This window comes from Mycobacterium sp. NGS24, from assembly GCF_059813065.1.
The window spans coordinates 24,139-42,628 of the sequence record NZ_JCALDW010000016.1 but is presented as its reverse complement, the minus strand read 5'-3'; the positions used below and the strand labels follow the sequence as shown (position 1 = coordinate 42,628).

14 protein-coding genes are annotated in these 18,490 nt (G+C 67.2%); 6 read left to right on the top strand and 8 right to left on the bottom strand.

The window, feature by feature from the left end; translation table 11 throughout:
• Positions 1-162 precede the first annotated feature (162 nt).
• Positions 163-4,311 (bottom strand): type VII secretion protein EccCa, encoded by a 4,149-nt coding sequence (eccCa, locus tag AC5Y6Y_RS19120; RefSeq protein ID WP_463825397.1) that lies wholly within the window; start codon positions 4,309-4,311, stop codon positions 163-165.
• On the bottom strand, positions 4,308-5,831 hold the full coding sequence (gene eccB / locus AC5Y6Y_RS19115) for a type VII secretion protein EccB (RefSeq protein WP_463825396.1): 1,524 nt from the start codon (positions 5,829-5,831) through the stop codon (positions 4,308-4,310). The genes eccCa and eccB overlap by 4 nt, the downstream gene beginning before the upstream one ends.
• A 243-nt stretch (positions 5,832-6,074) precedes the next feature.
• Here eccB and malQ point away from each other — a divergent pair, with 243 nt between their 5' ends.
• From malQ to AC5Y6Y_RS19100, 3 genes are all read left to right on the top strand, one after another.
• A complete protein-coding gene (gene malQ, locus AC5Y6Y_RS19110) occupies positions 6,075-8,240 on the top strand; it encodes a 4-alpha-glucanotransferase (protein ID WP_499918896.1) in 2,166 nt (721 codons plus the stop codon).
• Positions 8,237-8,701 (top strand): nuclear transport factor 2 family protein, encoded by a 465-nt coding sequence (locus AC5Y6Y_RS19105; RefSeq protein ID WP_463825394.1) that lies wholly within the window; start codon positions 8,237-8,239, stop codon positions 8,699-8,701. The genes malQ and AC5Y6Y_RS19105 overlap by 4 nt, the downstream gene beginning before the upstream one ends.
• A gap of 100 nt (positions 8,702-8,801) precedes the next feature.
• Complete coding sequence (locus AC5Y6Y_RS19100; RefSeq protein WP_463825393.1) at positions 8,802-9,104, top strand: hypothetical protein; 303 nt, start codon at positions 8,802-8,804, stop codon at positions 9,102-9,104.
• Here AC5Y6Y_RS19100 and AC5Y6Y_RS19095 read toward each other — a convergent pair.
• Together AC5Y6Y_RS19095 and AC5Y6Y_RS19090 are read right to left on the bottom strand one after the other, a co-directional pair.
• Positions 9,101-9,529, bottom strand: coding sequence for a type II toxin-antitoxin system Rv0910 family toxin (locus AC5Y6Y_RS19095; protein ID WP_463825392.1), 429 nt, complete (start codon positions 9,527-9,529; stop codon positions 9,101-9,103). The genes AC5Y6Y_RS19100 and AC5Y6Y_RS19095 overlap by 4 nt on opposite strands.
• A 114-nt stretch (positions 9,530-9,643) precedes the next feature.
• A complete protein-coding gene (locus AC5Y6Y_RS19090) occupies positions 9,644-10,207 on the bottom strand; it encodes a hypothetical protein (RefSeq protein WP_463825391.1) in 564 nt (187 codons plus the stop codon).
• Between the two features lie 177 nt (positions 10,208-10,384).
• Here AC5Y6Y_RS19090 and AC5Y6Y_RS19085 point away from each other — a divergent pair, with 177 nt between their 5' ends.
• Together AC5Y6Y_RS19085 and AC5Y6Y_RS19080 are read left to right on the top strand one after the other, a co-directional pair.
• Positions 10,385-12,271: a DUF4407 domain-containing protein gene (locus AC5Y6Y_RS19085; protein WP_463825390.1), complete on the top strand. Its 1,887-nt coding sequence runs from the start codon at positions 10,385-10,387 to the stop codon at positions 12,269-12,271.
• Between the two features lie 185 nt (positions 12,272-12,456).
• Positions 12,457-12,900, top strand: a complete 444-nt coding sequence (locus tag AC5Y6Y_RS19080) for a DUF6941 family protein (protein WP_463825389.1) — start codon at positions 12,457-12,459, stop codon at positions 12,898-12,900.
• Positions 12,901-13,034: 134 nt separating this feature from the next.
• Here the strand turns inward: AC5Y6Y_RS19080 and AC5Y6Y_RS19075 are convergent, their stop codons facing one another.
• From AC5Y6Y_RS19075 to AC5Y6Y_RS19060, 4 genes are all read right to left on the bottom strand, one after another.
• Positions 13,035-13,346: an ANTAR domain-containing protein gene (locus tag AC5Y6Y_RS19075; protein ID WP_463825388.1), complete on the bottom strand. Its 312-nt coding sequence runs from the start codon at positions 13,344-13,346 to the stop codon at positions 13,035-13,037.
• A gap of 132 nt (positions 13,347-13,478) precedes the next feature.
• A complete protein-coding gene (locus AC5Y6Y_RS19070) occupies positions 13,479-14,765 on the bottom strand; it encodes a D-arabinono-1,4-lactone oxidase (protein ID WP_499918889.1) in 1,287 nt (428 codons plus the stop codon).
• Positions 14,766-14,826: 61 nt separating this feature from the next.
• Positions 14,827-16,038, bottom strand: a complete 1,212-nt coding sequence (locus AC5Y6Y_RS19065; protein ID WP_499918887.1) for an amino acid deaminase/aldolase — start codon at positions 16,036-16,038, stop codon at positions 14,827-14,829.
• 132 nt (positions 16,039-16,170) lie between these two features.
• The gene (locus AC5Y6Y_RS19060; protein ID WP_499918885.1) at positions 16,171-17,391 is read right to left on the bottom strand and encodes a CaiB/BaiF CoA transferase family protein; all 1,221 of its coding nucleotides are present in this window, start codon (positions 17,389-17,391) and stop codon (positions 16,171-16,173) included.
• A gap of 231 nt (positions 17,392-17,622) precedes the next feature.
• Between AC5Y6Y_RS19060 and AC5Y6Y_RS19055 the strand changes: the two genes are divergently transcribed.
• Positions 17,623-18,486, top strand: a complete 864-nt coding sequence (locus AC5Y6Y_RS19055; protein WP_499918884.1) for a mycofactocin-coupled SDR family oxidoreductase — start codon at positions 17,623-17,625, stop codon at positions 18,484-18,486.
• Positions 18,487-18,490: the final 4 nt, after the last annotated feature.

The following is an 18,490-nucleotide window of genomic DNA, read 5'->3' as shown; positions in this document are numbered from 1 at the left end:
CGCTGCACAGTTTCGCAGTAGCCGTGACCATCCCGGTGCTCGACGAGCTGTGTGCAGCGCGCTCGTCGCTCTTCGCATTCAACAGATGACAGGGCCAGAAAGGACAATGCCGCTGCGTGGCGCCGGCCGTCAACCGGCGCCACCGCAGCGGCAGGGCCCGTGTTACTTGCGCACCTCGGTGGCTGCGACCTGCACGAAGGTGCCGGTGTCCTCGGCCATCAGCAGGCCTCGACCGCGGGGCAACGGACCACCCTTCATCTTGCCCCGGATGAAGCCTTCGTCCGGGTCGGCGTCCATCACCAGCAGCGGCGCATTGGCCTGATGCAGACCTCGGAGCATCGGGTCGCTGCCTGCCGACGACCAACCGCCGAAGGTGCGGGTGACGATCACGTGCAGACCGACGTCGGCGGCCCGGTTCACGAACGGCACCACCTTGTGCAGCGGCGAGTCGAAGCCGGGGGGCAGCTGCTGGATGTCGTCGACGATCAGGAAAATCTCCGGACCGCTCCACCATGACCGCGACAGCAGCTCCTCGGCGGACAGACCCGGCGGTGGTTCCCGCCCCGCCAATGCCGCCGACAGCTCACCCATCATCGCGACCACGCCGTCGAGGTTGTAGGCGAATTTCTCCACGTAGTCCGAGCCCAGCGTGGTCAGCAGTTGCCGGCGCGGGTCGATCAACCACACCTGCGCGGATTTGCGTCCGGGCGGCGGGGGCGGTGCGCTGGTGGCACCGGGCGCGTACAACCGGCCGATTTCGGACATGATGGTGGCCAGCGTCGTGGTCCGCCCACATTCGCGTCGACCGGTCACCATGAGGTGCGAGTTCTCGGCGAAGTTGAGGTAGACCGGCTGCAGGTCCAATTCGGAAATGGCCCAGGCGATTCCGCCGGCACCGACGCCCTGACGGGTGTCCCGCGCCGCAAGCTCGCGGACCTGTTCCACACCGAACCGCGCCGGCAGTCGCCGTACCGGGGGTGCCACCGCCGTGGTGAGCCGGCTGACCGCGGCGACCACACTGTCGCTCTCGAACACATTGTCGGCGGTGCTGGACAACGACGGGCGGGCCACCAGGGTGTGCAGGCCGGCCTGCGGGTCGCTGTCGAGTCGCACGTAGTTGACCGCAACCATGCCGCGCCCCGGCTTGACCGGGACGTCCTTGGCGAACCGGGAACGCACCAGCTTGGCGTCCTCGACGGCGGCCAACCGCAGTTCGACACGCGAGCCGAAACCACTGCGCACCGGGGGCCGCAGCTCCGATTCGCGGTCGGCGGTGACGATCACGTGCACACCGAACGAGGGACCCTGGTTGATGATCACGTTGACCTGGTCGATCAACACCTCGTTTTCCTCGGCCAGGGCACGGTAGTTGTCGATGACCAGGTAGACGTCACCGAACCCGTCGTTGGGCACCGGACCGGCTTCCCCGCCGAACTTGCGGCGCCGGAACATCTCCATCGACGCGATGCCGTACTCCAGGAAGCTGCGCTTGCGTTCGCGCACCAACGCCAACAGCTCAGCGACCGTACGGCGGACACCGTAGGGATCGGTAGGACCGGCGACCTCGCCCACGTGCGGCAGCTGGGCCACCGTGGTCAACGCGGTGCTGCTGTAGGCCAGGCAGTAGAACTGCACCTGCTCGGGTGTGTGGGTCAGCGCCGCCGAGCAGATCAACGTCTGCAACGCGGTGGTCTTGCCGGAACCGCCGGCGCCCAGGATCAGGACGTTGGAGCCCGGCCCGGAGGTGTCGACCGTCCACGGCGGCTGGTCGTGCTTGAACGGCCGGTCGATGATCCCGATCGGGAACACCAAATTCCTGGCCGAGCCGTAGTCCTTGTTCCACGGGTGCCCGAGGAAGCGGTTCACCAGTTCGTCGATGGCGATCGGCTGGGTCAGCGGCGGCTGCCACAACCGGTACGGCTCGAACTTGATCTTGCGCAGCTGATCGATGATCACCGTGCCGACCTTCGGCGTACGGATCGCCTCTTCCTCCTCCTCGACGACCTCACCGTTGGTCAGGGCGGGCAGGTCAGGCTCGACGGTCGGACCGCCGACGCTGACTTCCATCGGCGTGAACGAGTTGGTGAACAGTTGCGGGCGCACGTAGTCGATGCTGTGCACCAGCACCGGAGCTTCCTCGCCGTCGACGCTGGAGATGCGGAAGTAGTCGCGCCACAGGAACTCGGCCTGGAACCGGATGATGTCTTCCAGGCTCTTACGGAAGTAGCCCAGCCCGGCCTGCGCCGGCAGGTTCACCGCGTTGGGCACACCTGCCGCCTGCGCGGCGCCGGCGGTACGGGCTTTCAGCACCAGCCGGTAGCCCATGTTCTCCATCAGCTTCTCGGCGCGGCTCTCGATCGTCTGGGACGCCATCATCAGGTGGATCCAGTAGGCGCGGCCCTGCCGGCCGATCGAGTCGAGCACGTCGACGGCGGTCGGCATGATCCGGAACCACTCGTAGAACTCGTCGATGACGACCACCAGCATCGGCAGCGGCGCCATGTCCTGGCCGCGTGCCCGCATCCTGGTCCGCACGGAGTTGTATTCCTTGGCGTCGTCCACTCCGGCGCTGTCACAGATCGCCTTTCGACGCGCGATCTCGCCCCACAGCGCGTCCAGGAAGCGCTCCATCAGCGCCTGGTCTTCTTCCAGGTCGGTGATGATGCGCGACACGTGCGGCACCCCGGCGAACGGCTTCACGGCCGATCCACCCTTGAGGTCGGCCAGCACGAACTGCAGTTCCTCCGGCGGGTGACCGAGCATCAGCGACTCGATCACCGTGCGCACCAGCGTCGACTTACCCGAACCCGTCGTACCCGACATGACGCCGTGCGGGCCGTCACCGCCTTCGTCCAGCGACTTCATGTCCAGGAACAGCAGCTCGCCGTTGTCGGAGCGGTTGCCGAACGGCGCCCGCAACCTGGAGCGGCCCATCGTGTCCGTGCGGCTGCCCCACAGATCCTCGAAGTCGATCGCGGAAGGATCGTTGATGCCGTAGTAGGACAAGATGTCCCGGGCGCCGATGTGGGCGACCCGCTGGCCGATCTCCTCGTAGGCCTCGGCGAGTCGCCACTGGGCCAGCTTCTGACTGAACTCTTCGGCTTCGGCGGTGCTGATCTGGTCGGTCAGCGCGAAGAACCACGGCTTGTCGTCGATCACCATCCAGGTGTCACGGTCGCGGGGCAGCGCCTCGATCACGCCGATTTCGTCGAACTGCAGCTTGCGCTCAGGAACCCCGGTCCACATCGACGAGCCGGTCAGGTCGAAGAACGTCACGCCGTCGACACCCTCGGCGCTGATCACGTACTCCCACTGCGGGTCGTCGACGTCGGCGATGATCACGTGGTGCGGGGTCGGCGTCTGCGCCGAGGAACTGGCGTGCCGAGGTGTGAAAGACCCACGCCCGGCGAACAATTCGGCCTGCTCGGCGGCGAACTCGCGCACCGAGCTGTACACCATCCGGGCGTTGCCGGCGGCGTCGTGGCGCCGGGAGTCGCCGAAGTGCGGCAGCCACTTGACCCAGTCCCACTCCTCGAGGTCCGAGCTGACCACGATGAACTGCATGTGGTCGGGGCCGTGCGAGAAGGTCAGTTGACAGATGATCGAGCGCATCAGCCCGAGCACCTGCTCGCGGTCCCCGACCAACGCATACCAGGGTTCCACCAGCACCGAGATCATCTTCGGCAGGTTGTAGACCACGCTCTGGTAGCGCCCGAACTCCTGCAGCGCCTTACCGGTCACCGGCTCCAGCTCGATGTCGGTGGGCATGTTCTGCGGCTCACCCCAGGTGACCTCGGGTCGCGTCATACCGACGCCGACGCGGACCACCCCGAAGTTGAGGTCTTTACCGTCCGGCTTGCGCTCCCACATGCGCGACGTCCCCACCGCGGCGGACAACGTGTTGGGTGCCGGGTGGAACCAGCGGTAGTTGGCGTCCATGCTGTCCGCCGACTCCTGCGCGGTCTCCCGCAGCATGTCCAGCATCAGCATGAACTGGGCGCGCATCGCGTCCAGTTTCGGCCGGCTCATCTGCTGCTGGCCGCCGAACCGGCCGCCGAACATCATCATCATCATTCCGCCGACCATGAAGATCGGGAAGATCGAGCCGACACCGCCGAACACGTGTGAGCCGCTGGCGAAAGTCATGGCGACCATGCCGCCGAGCAGACCGATCACCACCACGCCGACCACGATCAGCCACCAGGGCTTGCCCTCGGGCGGCGGAATGCTCAGCGGGGTCGGCAGAACAATGTTCTCCGGCTTGATGACCGGCGGTCTCTCCGGTGTCGGTCGGGCAAAACCACGTTTCACTTCGGTACCACCAACTCTGCAGGGGTCATGTCCATCGGTAGCGTGTCGTGCTCCACCAGAGCATCCGCGCGCGACAATGTCGGGCCTTGCGGCATCAGCCGCAGCGCCACCCACGGCGCCAGGCTCGGCTGCAGGGTCAGACCCAGCGCTTCGCGCGCTTCCTTGGTGTCGTCCACCCCGAAGCGCGCACCCGCGTTGGTCAGCCACCACAACGACTCGGTGGTCTGGGCGCCGGGATTGTTGCCGGTGACCGCAACGAAGTTCGCGTAGTTGGGTCCGAAATAGACCTGGTCGGCCACGCGTCCGGTCATGTCCGCCTTCACCAGGTTGACCACCCGGTTCATCTCGCTGGGCTTGATCGGCAGCGTCGGCCCCGAGACCACCTGGACCCGCGCACGGTTCTCACCGGTGGTCCGTTCCCACCACCAGCAGGTGGACGGGTTCTCCCGGATGTCCTGCACGTTCAGCGGATCGTTCGGGTAGGAGGACAGGTCCAACCGGTTCACCACCGGCATCTTGGCCAGCGCGGACGGTTCGACCGTCACCGGCTTGGTGTTGCCCGGCCGCTCGGCGTTCTGCAGGATCTGGGCCACCAGCGGCGGCAGGGTTTGCACCCCGTCGGTCAGCACCAGCGAATACTGTTGTGGCCCACTGATTTGCGGGGTGACGAGGATCGTTCCGACCGGACCGGGCGCACCGGGGAAGGTCGGCTGGGCGCCCGCGTTGGGCACCTCGGGGACCAGCAGTTCCGGTCCGACCGGCAGCGCGTCGTAGAGCGCGTGGCTCATCGGCCGCGCCTGCGTCACCTGTTCCGGGGTCAGTCCGAGTGGCAGCAGCACCGACCGGTCGGTGGCGTCGATCTTGGACCGGCGGCCTTCCCGGATCACCCAGGTACTGCCGCCATAGCTGAGCACCACCGCGTCCGATCCGCTGAGAATGCGACGGTGGCCGCTCATGTCCGGCGTTCCGTCGATCACCGTCACGGTCACCCCGCCCGGCGAAGCCATCCCACCCGACGTGCCGCCCACGGTGTCGCACACCAACCACGACGACGCGGGAGGGTTCTTCGGCGCGAACTCGGTGGGAGCGCCGGGAATACCGACCAGCGGTCCGTGCGGCATGCTGGCGATCTGGCTGCTGCGGACCAGGTGCGGGTTGTCCGGGCGCCCGGTGATCAGTCGTGCCGACGCCAGGTTCAGCGCCGGGTAGAGCCGGTCCCCCACTTTGACGTACAGCGCCCCGGAGTCCCGGTCGGCGATGATCGGGGCATCGTTGATCTGGCCCGCCGGGCTGATGAAGGAGTACAGCAGGGCGCCCAGGCAGATGACCAGTGCCGCCGAGACCGACGCGACGACGGCCAGGGTCTGACGCCGACCGGGCTCGATCTCCATGCGCACCCGCCACCGGGTCAACGCCATGGCGGTGCGGCGCGCCAGGAATTGGTAGCCCGTTACCTGGGTCCGCGTCGACAATCCGAGACCGTATCCCGATCCCCGCTGTCCGCGGCTATGTTCAGCCACGTTCGATCACCTTCCGGTTGTCAAAATCCCTGGATATGAGCCCTTGCGGTCAAGTACATCGATAACCGTAGGGCACCCGTAGAGACCTCGCCAGGCGGCAGGAGCCGTCGGCGGCCGCGCTGGATCCCCCACGGTTTCATCGTGTCTTCTCTGGGCATGGTAGCCGCGAATGGCCCAGTCGGCGCGCTAAGTCACACACCGCCGGATTCCCCGGTCCGAGCTGCGGGTAGCAAGATTGCCGGCATGACCGAGCTTGCGCCGTCTCTCGTCGAACTCGCCCGGCGGTACGGCATCGCCACGAGTTATCAGGATTGGACCGGCCGGCAGGTGCTGGTCTCCGAGACCACAGTGGTGTCCGTTCTTGCCGCGCTCGGCGTCGCGGCCGGGACCGAGCAGCAGCGCAACCAGTCCCTGATCTCCGAACGTCGGGCGTACTGGCAACGGCCGCTGCCGCCGACGGTGGTGTCCCGCGCCGGGGCGCAGACGCGATTCTGGGCGCATGTGACCCATGGCGCGCCCGCCGACGTGTGGTTGAAGCTCGAGGACGGCACCCGACGCACCGGTGCGGACAGCGGCATCGTGCAGATCGACAACTTCACGCCGCCGTTCGAGCTGGACGGCCGCTGGGTCGGTGAGGCCAGTTTCCTGCTGCCGGGCGACATTCCGCTGGGCTACCACCGGTTGCAGCTGCGTTCCGGCGACGAATCGGCCGACACCGCCCTGATCGTGACACCGGACTGGGTGGGGCTGCCCGACGCCCTCGGCGGCCGGCGGGCCTGGGGGCTGGCCGTTCAGCTGTACAGCGTGCGGTCCGGACGGTCGTGGGGTGTGGGCGACCTCACCGACCTGGCCGACCTGGCGCTCTGGTCGGCTACCGTGCACGGCGCCGACTACGTGCTGGTCAACCCCATGCACGCGGCGGCGCCGCCACGATCCGCCGCCGAACCCATGGAGCCCTCCCCCTACCTGCCCACGTCGCGGCGCTTCGTCAACCCGCTCTATCTGCGCGTCGAAGCCGTCCCGGAGTTCGTCGACCTGCCCAAGCGCCGCCGGGTGCGCCAATTGCGCGACCGCGTGCTGCAGCGCGCCGATCAGCTCGACCGCATCGACCGCGACACGGCGTGGGCCGCCAAGTGTGAGGTGCTGCGACTGCTGCATGCGGTGCCGAGGTCGGCGGGCCGCGAGTTGTCCTACGCGGCGTTTCGCGCCCGGGAAGGCCAGGCCCTGGACGACTTCGCGACCTGGTGTGCGCTGGCGGAGGTGCACGGCGGGGACTGGCGTCGGTGGCCGAAGTCGCTGCAGCATCCCGACGCCGGCGGTGTTGCCAAGTTCGTCAGGAAGAACCAGCGAGCGGTCGACTTCCACCGGTGGCTGCAGTGGCAATTGGACGAGCAACTCGCGGCCGCCCAGTCGCAGGCCGTGCGTGCGGGGATGGCGCTGGGCGTCATGCACGACCTGGCGGTCGGCGTGCACCCCACCGGTGCCGACGCCTGGGCTCTGCAGGATGTGCTGGCGCTGGGCGTCACCGCGGGCGCGCCGCCGGATGAGTTCAATCAACTCGGCCAGGACTGGTCGCAGCCGCCGTGGCGCCCCGACCGGCTCGAGCAGGCTGAGTACCGGCCGTTCCGTGCGCTGATCCGGGCGGTGTTGCGGCACGCCGGTGGCGTCCGGATCGACCACATCATCGGGCTGTTCCGGTTGTGGTGGATCCCCGACGGTGCGCTGCCCACCGGCGGGACCTACGTGCGATACGACCACGAGGCGATGATCGGCATCGTCGCGCTGGAAGCTGTCCGGGCCGGCGCGGTCGTGGTCGGCGAGGATCTGGGCACCGTCGAGCCCTGGGTGCGCGACTACTTATTACTGCGCGGCCTGCTGGGCACCTCGATCCTGTGGTTCGAGCAGGACTTCGAGCAGGGAAATGCTTCCGGCGGCCCGCTGCCCGCCGAACGCTGGCGGGAATACTGTCTGTCCGCGGTCACCACCCATGACCTGCCGCCGACCGCCGGTTACCTGGCCGGTGACCACGTGCGGCTGCGGGAGGACCTGGGATTGCTGACCCGGCCGGTGGCGGCCGAGTTGGAGCACGCGGCGACGGAGCGGGCGGCCTGGCTGGCCGAACTGCGCCGCGTCGGTGTCCTCGCCGACGCTGAGGATCGGCCCGAGCAGTTGATCCTGGCCCTGTACCGCTACCTGTGCCGCACTCCGTCACGGCTGCTCGGGGTGGCCCTGACCGACGCGGTCGGTGACCGGCGTACGCAGAACCAGCCGGGCACCACCGACGAGTACCCGAACTGGCGGATTCCGTTGACCGGCCCGGACGGCCGGCCGATGCTGTTGGAGGACGTCTTCACCGACGAACGCGCCGCGGCACTGCTCGATGCGGTGCGCGCCGAGATCGGGCCGTGAGTGCTGTGTCCACCGACCGCGCGGCCCTCAGCGACCTGGTGCACCGCTATGCAGCCTATGTCGACGATCGTGAATTCGATTCTGTGACAATGCTTTTCACCGAGAATGCCGAACTGACGGTGCCGGACCCGCCGGGCAATCTGCGGCCGGTCCGCTCGCATCGGGGCCACAGCGCGATCGCGGACGCGGTGGCTGCCGTTGCGCACGTGGCCCGCACCGAGCACGCCATCGTCGGTGAGGTCTACGACCCGGGCCCACGCAGCGGAGCCGCGCGTGGCCGGATCGCGTGCGTGGCGCACCACTGGAGCCGGCGGGCTGAGGAGGTGATCGACGCCGTATGGCATCTGCGCTACGACGACGAATACGAACTCACTGACACCGGTTGGCGGATCAGTAGTCGAGCTCTGACGATCAACGCCATCGAGACCCGCCCGGTACGCCGGTTACTGCCCCGACGGTAGGCCGAACCGTTTGTGCCAGCGGCATTCCGGGTAAATTCCCGACGGGCTCCAACTCGGTCGATCGGGACGACCGCTGCAAGTTGCTGCAGAGGAGATGCTCATGGACGACGCCGCACGCTACGCCGTGGGCGGGCAACCGCACGACTCGATGCGGGCGCTGGATGACTTCGAAGACAACGTGGAACGCGCACCCGGACTGGTGGTGATGACCGGCGCGGTTCTGGCGTTCGTGGGGTCGGTGGCGGCGTTCGCGCTGGGCAAGATCGGTATCGGAATCGGCGCCGCCAGCAGCGGAATGCTGATCCTGAGCGCTGGGTTGTCCTGGCTCAGTATGGAACGGCGGCGGGTACGCGCCGCGGAACGCGAGATGCGGTTCGACGAAGCTCCGCGGCGGGCGGGTTAACGCAGGTCGGCGAGGTTCTGCACCGACTTGCGCACATCGGAGCGCAGCACTCGCGCCACGACTTTGCCGACCGGCCCGCTGAGTACGCCGCCGCTGAGGTCGGCGGTGAGGTCGAAGGTCGAACCCGGATCCTGCGGGGTCACCTTCATCGCGACGGTGATGCGGATCCCGCCGCGGCCGCGGCCTTGCAGTTCAATGGATTTCGGCTCGTCATACTCGGTGACTTCCCAGTGGATGACATTGCGGAAGCCCTTGACCTTGACACACGACGAGACACAGGTGCCCTTCTCGATGTTGTCGGGCACCTTGCCGCGCCAGCCGGCGAAAATCGTCATCCACTCGTCGAAGCGCTGCAGATCGGAAGCGAGCTTCCAGGCTGCCTCGGGGTCCACGTCCGAAGTCGTCGAGACATCTACCTTGGCCACCTGGTTGTGCTCCTCCCGCTGTGAACAGTCCCGCGGTTACATACCCGAGCGCGGCAGGGAGAAAACACCGGCGTCTTCGTCGGCATGAACGGGCTTGCCGGACAACGGGATTGGTCAGATACCGGTCCAGGCGGTGGCCACCTGGGTGGCGACATCGATGATCTGGGCGGCCTGGGACTCCGGCTTGTCGATCTCTTCTTTGACGTACTGGGCGATGAAGCGCCGGATCTCGCCGTCCACACCGGCCAGAATGCGCAGCACTTCGCCGCGGAATGAATTCGATGACACGTTGACGGTGATGTCGGAGGGCCGCGGTTTGGACACGTCGACGATGAGCAGCAGCGGTTCGGCCGCGCGCGCCGTGGCCCGCAGCGCGATATCGCCGGTGACCACGAAACGCTGCTTGTCCAGGCGCAAGTCCAGCAGCAGGTCGATGGTCAGCGGGATGTGGATGACGAACGTGATCAGGTCGCCGAGCTTGCGGGTGACCCGTGGCTCCTGGATCTTGACGTTCGCACTGACCTTGGCAATACCGCCGGGGCCCTGGGCGATCGGGTCCATGGCGAACTCACTGCCTGCAATTTCGGCGAAGGCGGCGGCCACCCGGTCGGGCGTGACCGCGACCTCGAAGAATCTGCGGCCGAACTCTTCGTAACTGAGGAAGTCGTGGTTTTGCATAGATTCCTACCGTCTCATGTCAGCTGCCCGGACAGACGTTGATCCGGTCGCGTCGCCCAATTTGTGTGATCTGGGCCACTTCTAGCGAATTTGTGAACAACGCCACAAGCGGGCTGTTCGATTCGGTGTGTCGACTGCGGGCCTGCCACCCTGGAGTGATTGGAGGTGTTGAGTCCCATGCGCGCGCACGAATCATCTGAGCAGCGCCCCGCCGTCACCCGGATCGAAGGACTGCTGACCTGGCTCGGCGGCGGCCACTGGCGAGAACTCGCCGAACGCCACGAACGATCAACCCACGCCGTAGCGGGCGCGGTGGTGGCACTGGGGGCGATCCTGGCCTGGCTGGTTGCGGCCCTGGCCATGCGGTCGTCGATCCAGGCCGCCCCTTGGTGGGCGATCGCCGCCGGCACACTCGCTTTCGGCCTGCTGGTGGGCGCCGTGAGCCGCGGTGTGGCCGGCGGCCCGTCCCGCGGCCGTAGTGGTGTTGCCGGTCGCGCGGCGGTCGCCGTGGCCCTCGGCGTGCTGGTCGGCGAATTGGCCGCGCTGGTGATTTTCTCGGCAGCGATCGACCGCCGGCTGGACGAACGTGCCCTGCGCACCGCGGACTCGACGCCGGCCGTCGCGCAAGCGACCGCGGCCTGGCAGCAGAGCCGGGCGGCACGGTCGGCGCTGGACGCGCCGGTGGAACAGGCGCGCGGCGATCTGGACCGGGCTCTGGTGGTGGCTCGTTGCGAATACCATCCCAGCCCGGGTTGCCCGCAGACCCGCATCACCGGCGACCCCGGCCAGGGACCGGAGACGCGGACCGCCAACGAACTGCTCGCGGATGCACAACGTGCGCTGGACACCGCGACGGCAACTCGGGATCGACGAGCACCCGACCTCGACGCTCGGCTGGCACGCGATGAGCAGGCGGTCTTGGCCGCGCGGCACGGTGTGGTGGCCGACGCGGGCCGCGGGCTGAGTGCGCGATGGGTGGCCATGAACGAGGTGACATTCGGACCGGAGGCCGGCGTCGGTGCGCCGGTGCTGCGGTTACTGGCGGTCGCGTTCTTCGTCCTGCTGTATCTGCTGCCGCTGATTCTGCGGCTGTGGCGCGGCGAGACAACCCACGACCGCCACACGACTGCGCGCGCGGAGCGTGAACGCGCCGAGCTGGACGCGGACACCGCAATCGCGATCAAGCGTGCCGAGGTGCGCCGTGCCGCCGAAATCATGTGGGCCGAGCACCAACTCACCCAGACGCGGCTGGCCATCGAAGCCCAGGCCGAGATCGACCGGGAGCACCAACGCCGTCGAGTCATCGAAGCGATCGAGGCCCCGGTGCACGCGTCGTCGGAACGTACCTTCGAGCCAGTGGAGGATGACATGTACTTGCCGATCGCCGCCGAAGCGGAGGCGGCCAGTCGGGCGGTGGCGCAGCTGCCAGCCGGCGATGCTGCGCCAACAGATGCCCACGTCGACGCGCCGCAGCAGCTGCCGGCCGTGCCCGAACCCGTCCAGCACGTCGTCGAGCACTACGAAGAGCCGCAACCGACCGAACAGGAACGGGGAGCCCCGATGATTCCGTCCCTTCCGGACGCCACCCGAGCTGCTGCCCGTTGGATTCGCCCGCTGGTGCCGCCGTTCGTCGCCCGGGTCATCGACAACACCACCCAGCCGTTACGCAGCGCGCGTCAGGTGTTCGAAGAAGTCGAGGAGATCGCGTTCTCGCTGAAGCGCACCCGGAAGGTCACGGTCGATTCGCAGAGTTCCGACGGCGGCAGCCACCGCCCGGCGCACCAGGATCCCGGCCCCGGAGGTTCTCATGAGGACCCGGCCGGGTCCCACCGGATCGAATCCTCGCGGGGCAGCGCGGCCGGGCAGCATCGGGCCGCGGACTACCGCCAGGTCGGCGCGGACCCGCAGTACGCGTCCCTGACGCACCCACCCCGGCCCGACCTAGCGGGCCTGTCGGTCGGCGCCCGGGCCGGCGAGGACAGCCAGTACGAACTGGCCCAACGGCAAGGGCCGCGCGAGCTGCGCGCGCCCGAGGGTCCACGTCAGCTGCCGCCGGGCAAATAGCGGGCCGTAGTGCCTTCGGGTCGGATGGGTGCCGCAGCGGCGGCGTATCATCGGCCCGGACTCTGGTCGAGGGGGCGCGCCCGGACGCCATGGCAGGGCAGTCGCGAGACGGATTGGGAACATGACGTGGATCAGGCAGTGATCGCGGTGGCAACCGCAGGGTCGTACGGAATGTCGGCCACCGCATGAAGGTCAGTCTTTTCCTCGCCGATGCGGCCCAGGCCGACATCCAGTCCGGGAAGGTGCACACCCTCGGGCTGGGCTGGCGACAGTGTCAAACACCCACGCCGCCTTTCGCTTTAGTCATCTTCCTGGACATCGACTGGGACGAGACCAACAAACAGCACAGGCTGACCTGTCAGCTGCTGAATACCGACGGCCAACCGGTGGTGGTGCCGGGTCCACAAGGCCCGCAACGGATCCTGTTCGAGGCCGCCGCAGAAGCGGGTCGGCTGCCCGGGGCCATTCACGGCACCGCGGTCCGCATGCCGCTCACCCTGAACATCCCGGGCGGAATCCCGTTGGATCCGGGTATCTACGAGTGGCGGGTAGAGGTGGAAGGCTTCGAACGCGCTACGGCGATCGAAGCGCTGATCGTGTCTGCAGGGGCACTGCCCCCGCAGGGTTAGTGTCGCCCGGGTCACGAACGGCATTGTCGCACCGCTTCATTCACGGCCAGTTCCACGCCCCGAGAAGGACGTGCTGGTTCGCCCACGAAGACAGCAGTTGAGGGCCGCGGCACTTCCCCGTTGCCGCGGAGCGCTCAACCCGTCCCGGCAACGTCCGCCAGCGACCGCAGATGGTCGGCGGCGAACAACTCTCCCCACTCGTCCCGCGCGGCCGACTGCGCTTCGACGAAGCTGGGCGTCCGTTCGCCATCGCCGGCCAGATGCACCAGTGCCCACGCCATCGCGAACACCGGAACCCGGTGACGCTGTGCGGCGCTGTGCAATTCGTCGAATGCGCTGTCCGAACGGCACCGGCGCAAACCGATCAGGATGCCTTGCGCGGTGTCGAGAATGCGTCCCGAACTCGGGCTGTGCGAGCTCTGGGTGGGGGCACAGCTGGCCGTCATAGCTTGGTTCCTTCACGATTCACAACTGGCATACCGTGCAATGATTTGCGGGCCGTCGCTCATTGCGCCAGACGCACGTCGACATCGAGACCCTCCCGTGAGCGCGTTGATATCCGCTCGAAGCCGCCGGACTCAGGGGCCGAGCACGCGGCGGGTGTAGTCGTTGAGGAATACGCGGTCGGGGTCGAGGCGGTCGCGAACCGCGATGAACCGATCCCATTCGGGATAACGCCCGCGCAGCGCTGCAGCGGTTTGATAGTGCCGCTTGCCCCAGTGCGGTCGCCCCGCGTACTCGTCCATGATCTCTTCGACTGCGCGGAAATAGCTTTCGAACTCCATGCCGGTGAACTGGTGCACCGCTATGTAACAGGTGGCGCGGCCGTGCGCAGTCGACAGGAACGCATCGTCGGGCGCGCTGAAACGCACCTCGAGCGGGAACATGATCGGCAGCCGGCGCCGGCGCACGACGTCGATCACCCGCTCCACCGCCTCCTGTGCATGCATGCGCGGTATGGCGTACTCCATTTCGGTGAATTTGACGTTGCGTGCGCTGGCGTAGACCTTCCAACCGTGATCCTGGACTGTTGCCGGCGACATCAGGCCGGTCAGCAGCCGGTTCAGTTGCGGCGCCGCGCCTGGAAACCGACGTCCGGCGCGGCAGACCAGATTCAATCCGACGTTCTCGAACTCCTCCCCGAACCTCTTCTTCCACAACGGTTCTGGTCTCGGCTGTTGGTAGCTGCGCCGTGAGGTGCGTGTCAGAGCTGTGTCGGCGTGCGGAAAGACGAAGAATTCGAAATGGTCGTTGTCGTCCACGTACTCGTCGAGGTGCTCGAGTGTCGTGGCCAGGGGCCGCAACTCGTCCTCGCGATGCACGGTAAACAACGGCACCACCTTGAAGGTGACCTGCGAGATGACGCCCAGGGCTCCGAGCGACACGCGGGCGGCCAGATAGTCGTCTCCTTCGGACACCTGCAACACTTCCCCGCCGGCAGTGACCAGTCGCGCCGAGACGATCTGGGCCGATACGTTCTGGAACCGGGCTCCGGTGCCGTGCGTTGCGGTAGCCGTAGCGCCGGTGATCGACTGCTTGTCGATGTCGCCCTGGTTTTCGATGCCGAATCCGCGCGCGGCCAACTGCGCGAACAGCGAATGCAGTTGGGCGCCACCCTCGACGGTGGCCAGCCCGCGGGCCGCGTCGACGTCGAGAACGCGTTGCAGGCCCGTCATGTCGATCATCACGCCGTCGGTGCACGCGCAGTCGGTGAACGAATGCCCGGTGCCGACGGCCCGTACCCGCTGACTTTGTCGCGCTGCGCGGGTGACGATGTCGACCAGTTCACCTTCGGAGGTGGGTCGCCTGATCGCCACCGGCGCGCACACCTGGTCGCCGGCCCAGTTGGTCCACGTCGTCGTCATCAAAGCTCCTGCGCACGTTGTGTTGTCGTGGTCGAGCTCAGAGACCCGCTCGTCCCCGAGCTCAGAGAAATGTGCATCCCTCACCCCGATAGGTCGGGACGGTGTCGACGATCGCCGCACCGCGGACCAGATGCAGATGATCGAACCGCTCACACAGTTCGCCGGCCTTGGCATGCCGGAAATACACTCGGTCGCCGATCTTCAGCCGGCGCGCCGCGGCGCCGGTCAGTGGCGTCTGCACTTCGCCGGTACCTTCGGTCGAACTCAACTTCAGGCCAGTCGGCAGATAGGGAGTGGGCATGCGGTCCTTGGCGCCCACCCCGCTGGCCAGGTAACCGCCACCCAGTGCGGTCGCGGTGGTGTCGTCGGGCCGGCGCGACACCGGCAGTGCGAACATGGCCGCGGGTTGCAACGTAAACGCCGAATAGGAGTCGAACAGTGCCGGTGCGTAAAAGCCCGAGCCGGCGGTCGCTTCGGTCATCGCCGGCTCCCGGGCGACCAGTTGCAGGTCTCCGGTACCACCGGCATTGACGATCTCGAGGTCGGCGACCGCACGCACCAAATCAACTGCGCGGGCGCGGCGATCCCGCAACTCCGCGATGGAATGACGCTGTATCCAACCGACAATCGCGTTCTGCACCGGCTTGCCCGGTGCGCGGTCGCCGAGGCCGGCGATGTGCCCTTCGTACGACATCAGCGCGACGAGCCGCAGCTTCGGACGCCGGGCGATCTCCTCGGCCAGCGCGCGGGCTTGCTCGGGAGTGTGCAGCGGTGAGCGTTTGGGGCCGATCTTGACCCGCCCGCCCGCGCGCCAGAAGCCGGCGTCCAGGTCCAGGCACAACCGCACGGGACGATCGGTCACGCTCTCGATCAGGTCCAGATGTTCGACGCAATCGACCATCAGGATCGGCGCGCCCGCCGGATTCTCGGCGGAGAGTTCGCCGTACTCACGCAAGGCTGCCCGGTCGGTGGTCGGGTAGGCCAGCAACAGATTCTCGAAACCGTGTCCGGCCAGCCACAGCGTTTCGCGCAGCGTGAACGTCATCAGGCCGTCGAACCGGGCATGTGAATCGAGGATCTCGCGTTGTAACTGCCTGCACCGCAATGACTTCGAGGCGACTCGAATCGGCTTGTCGCCTGCCCGCCTCAGCAGCTGTCCGGCGTTGTCCCACATCGCGTCGAGGTCCACGAAGGCGAAGGGTGCGTCCAGACCGGCGAACGCCTGCTCGTAGCGCTGCAGGCGGCCGGCCGCGTCCAGTCTCGTCTGACCCACGCCGACACATTAGATGAAGCTGCAGCGAGCATTGGTCCAAATGCTTGACACGAACATCGTCATACTGAGTCTGTTGCGATCATCCGGGTCGTCGCGGTCCGACACCCACTCGGTGGCCGCATGTGACAACGCTTACAGAATTGCTTTGACGTCCTTCGCGCGGGCGATGTCGTCCCAGTCCAGCTCCAGCTCCAGCAGGATCTCTTCGGTGTGCTGGCCGTGTTCGGGCGCCCGCGAGGGATTCGGCGGGGTCTCGTTGAATTGCACTGGTGCGGCGACGGTTCGGTAAGGCTCGCCCCGGTCGTCGACATTGGTGATGACATATCCATTGGGTTCGACCTGCGGATCGTTGAGCGTTTCACGCGGGGTGGCCAGCGCTCCCCACACTCCCGGTTCGTCTTCGAGCACCCGCCGCCAGTGCGCAAGATCCTGGCGGGCAAACGCATTCGCGAAGATCTCGGTGGCTTCGGCTGCGTTGGCGATCAGGTTGCTCGACGGCACGAACCGCGGATCGTGGGCCAGTTCCGCCAATCCCATCCGCGTGCAGAAGCCGGCCCAGAACTTGTCCGGTTGCAGAAAGACCAGCTGAATCCACCTGTCGTCCTTGGTCTTGTACCGCGCCACCAGCGGATTGATCGCCAATCCCGGTGGTGCGCCGGGGATCCCGTCGATGTCGAACAGGTCGGCCACCGAAATCGACGGCGCGATGGCCCACATCGCCTGCGCGAGCAGCGAGGAGTCCACGATACTGGGCTCGCCTGTGCGTTCGCGGTGGAACAGCGCGGCACACACCCCGCCGGCCAACGTCGCGCCGCCCTGCAGGTCGCCGAACGCCGGACCCTGCACTGCCGGATTCTCGGTGCCGAACGGAGTGAGCGTATAGGCCACCCCGCCGCGCGCCAGATAGGTGGCGGCGTCGAACCCGCCCCGGTCGCGGTCCGGACCGCGCACCCCCAGCCCGGTGCCCCGGGCAATGATGATGTTCGGATTGAACGAGCGGATGTCTGCGACCGTGAGTCGGGCCCGCTCCAGGGCGCCGGGCAACCAGTTGGTGAGGAACACATCGGCCGTCGCCAGCAGGCGACCGAACAGATCTCTGCCCATGTCGGACTTGAGGTCGATTGCGATGCTGCGCTTGCCGCGATTGCTCAACTCCAGGATGAAGTCGGCGTCGGCGCCGGCTGCCTCGCGGGTGAAGCCGCCGACGACCAGCGCGCGGCCGGGGTCGCCGGACGCGACGCCCTCCACTTTGATCACGTCCGCGCCCCAGTCCGCCAATGCGACGCCGGCCGACGGCACGTACGTCCACGATGCCAACTCCACGACTCGAACGCCGCTGAGCACAGCCGCCATTGTCCACCCCCTGAGTGACGCACGTCATTTCTTGCTATTTTAGATATTCTAGCTACTGTAAGGCATATTGATAGCCCAACCGGCGACCGAGCGCATCGGTGCGTGGCCGTCGGCGGACCAGATGCGACGGAGCTGGACATGCACTGCGCCGAGATCGACTGGCGGGGGTCGAATGGCGTTGTGCCGCAGGCTATCTAGCTGGCTCGGACACACCGGGGTGAGGGGCGGATCATGGGCCAATTGACCGGCAGGGTGGCGCTGATCAGCGGCGCGGCGCGGGGCCAGGGCCGATCCCACGCCCGGGCGCTGGCGGCTGAGGGTGCCGACATCATCGCCGTGGACCTGTGTGAAGACATCGAGACCAACGAGTACCCGCTGGCCCGCCCCGAGGATCTCGAAGAAACCGTGCGACTGGTGGAAAAGGAAGGTCAGCGCGTGTTCTCGGCCATCGCCGATGTCCGCGACCGCGCGGCCCTGTTCGCCGCAATCGACGACGGCGTCACCGAACTGGGACGGCTGGACATCGTCGTCGCCAACGCCGGGATCTGCCCGCTGACCGCGGGTCTGCCGCCGCAGGCCTTCGCCGATGCGGTGGACGTCGATCTGGGTGGAGTGCTCAACCTGGTGCACGGCAGCCTGAAGTATCTGCAAGCCGGGGCGTCGGTCATCGTGATCGGATCCAACGCCGCCTTCATGTCGTCGATGAACACCACCGGCATCGACGGTGGACCTGGCGGGGCCGGCTACGCATTCGCGAAAATCGCTGCGGCGCATTACGTCAACGATTTCGCACGGGCGTTGGCGCCGTTCTCCATCCGGATGAACGCGGTCCACCCGACCAACGTCAACACCGAGATGCTGCACAGCGCGCCGATGTACCGCGCGTTTCGCCCCGACCTGCCCAACCCCACCCGAGCCGACGCCGAACCGATCTTCCCGCTGGTTCAGGCGATGCCGATCCCCTACGTGGAACCCGAGGACATCAGCGCCGCTGTGCTGTTCCTGGCCTCCGACGCTGCCCGCTACATCACCGGTCAGCAACTGCGGGTCGACGGTGGCGGCTTCCTCAAAGTCAAGCCCTGGTCGGGATCCTGACTCC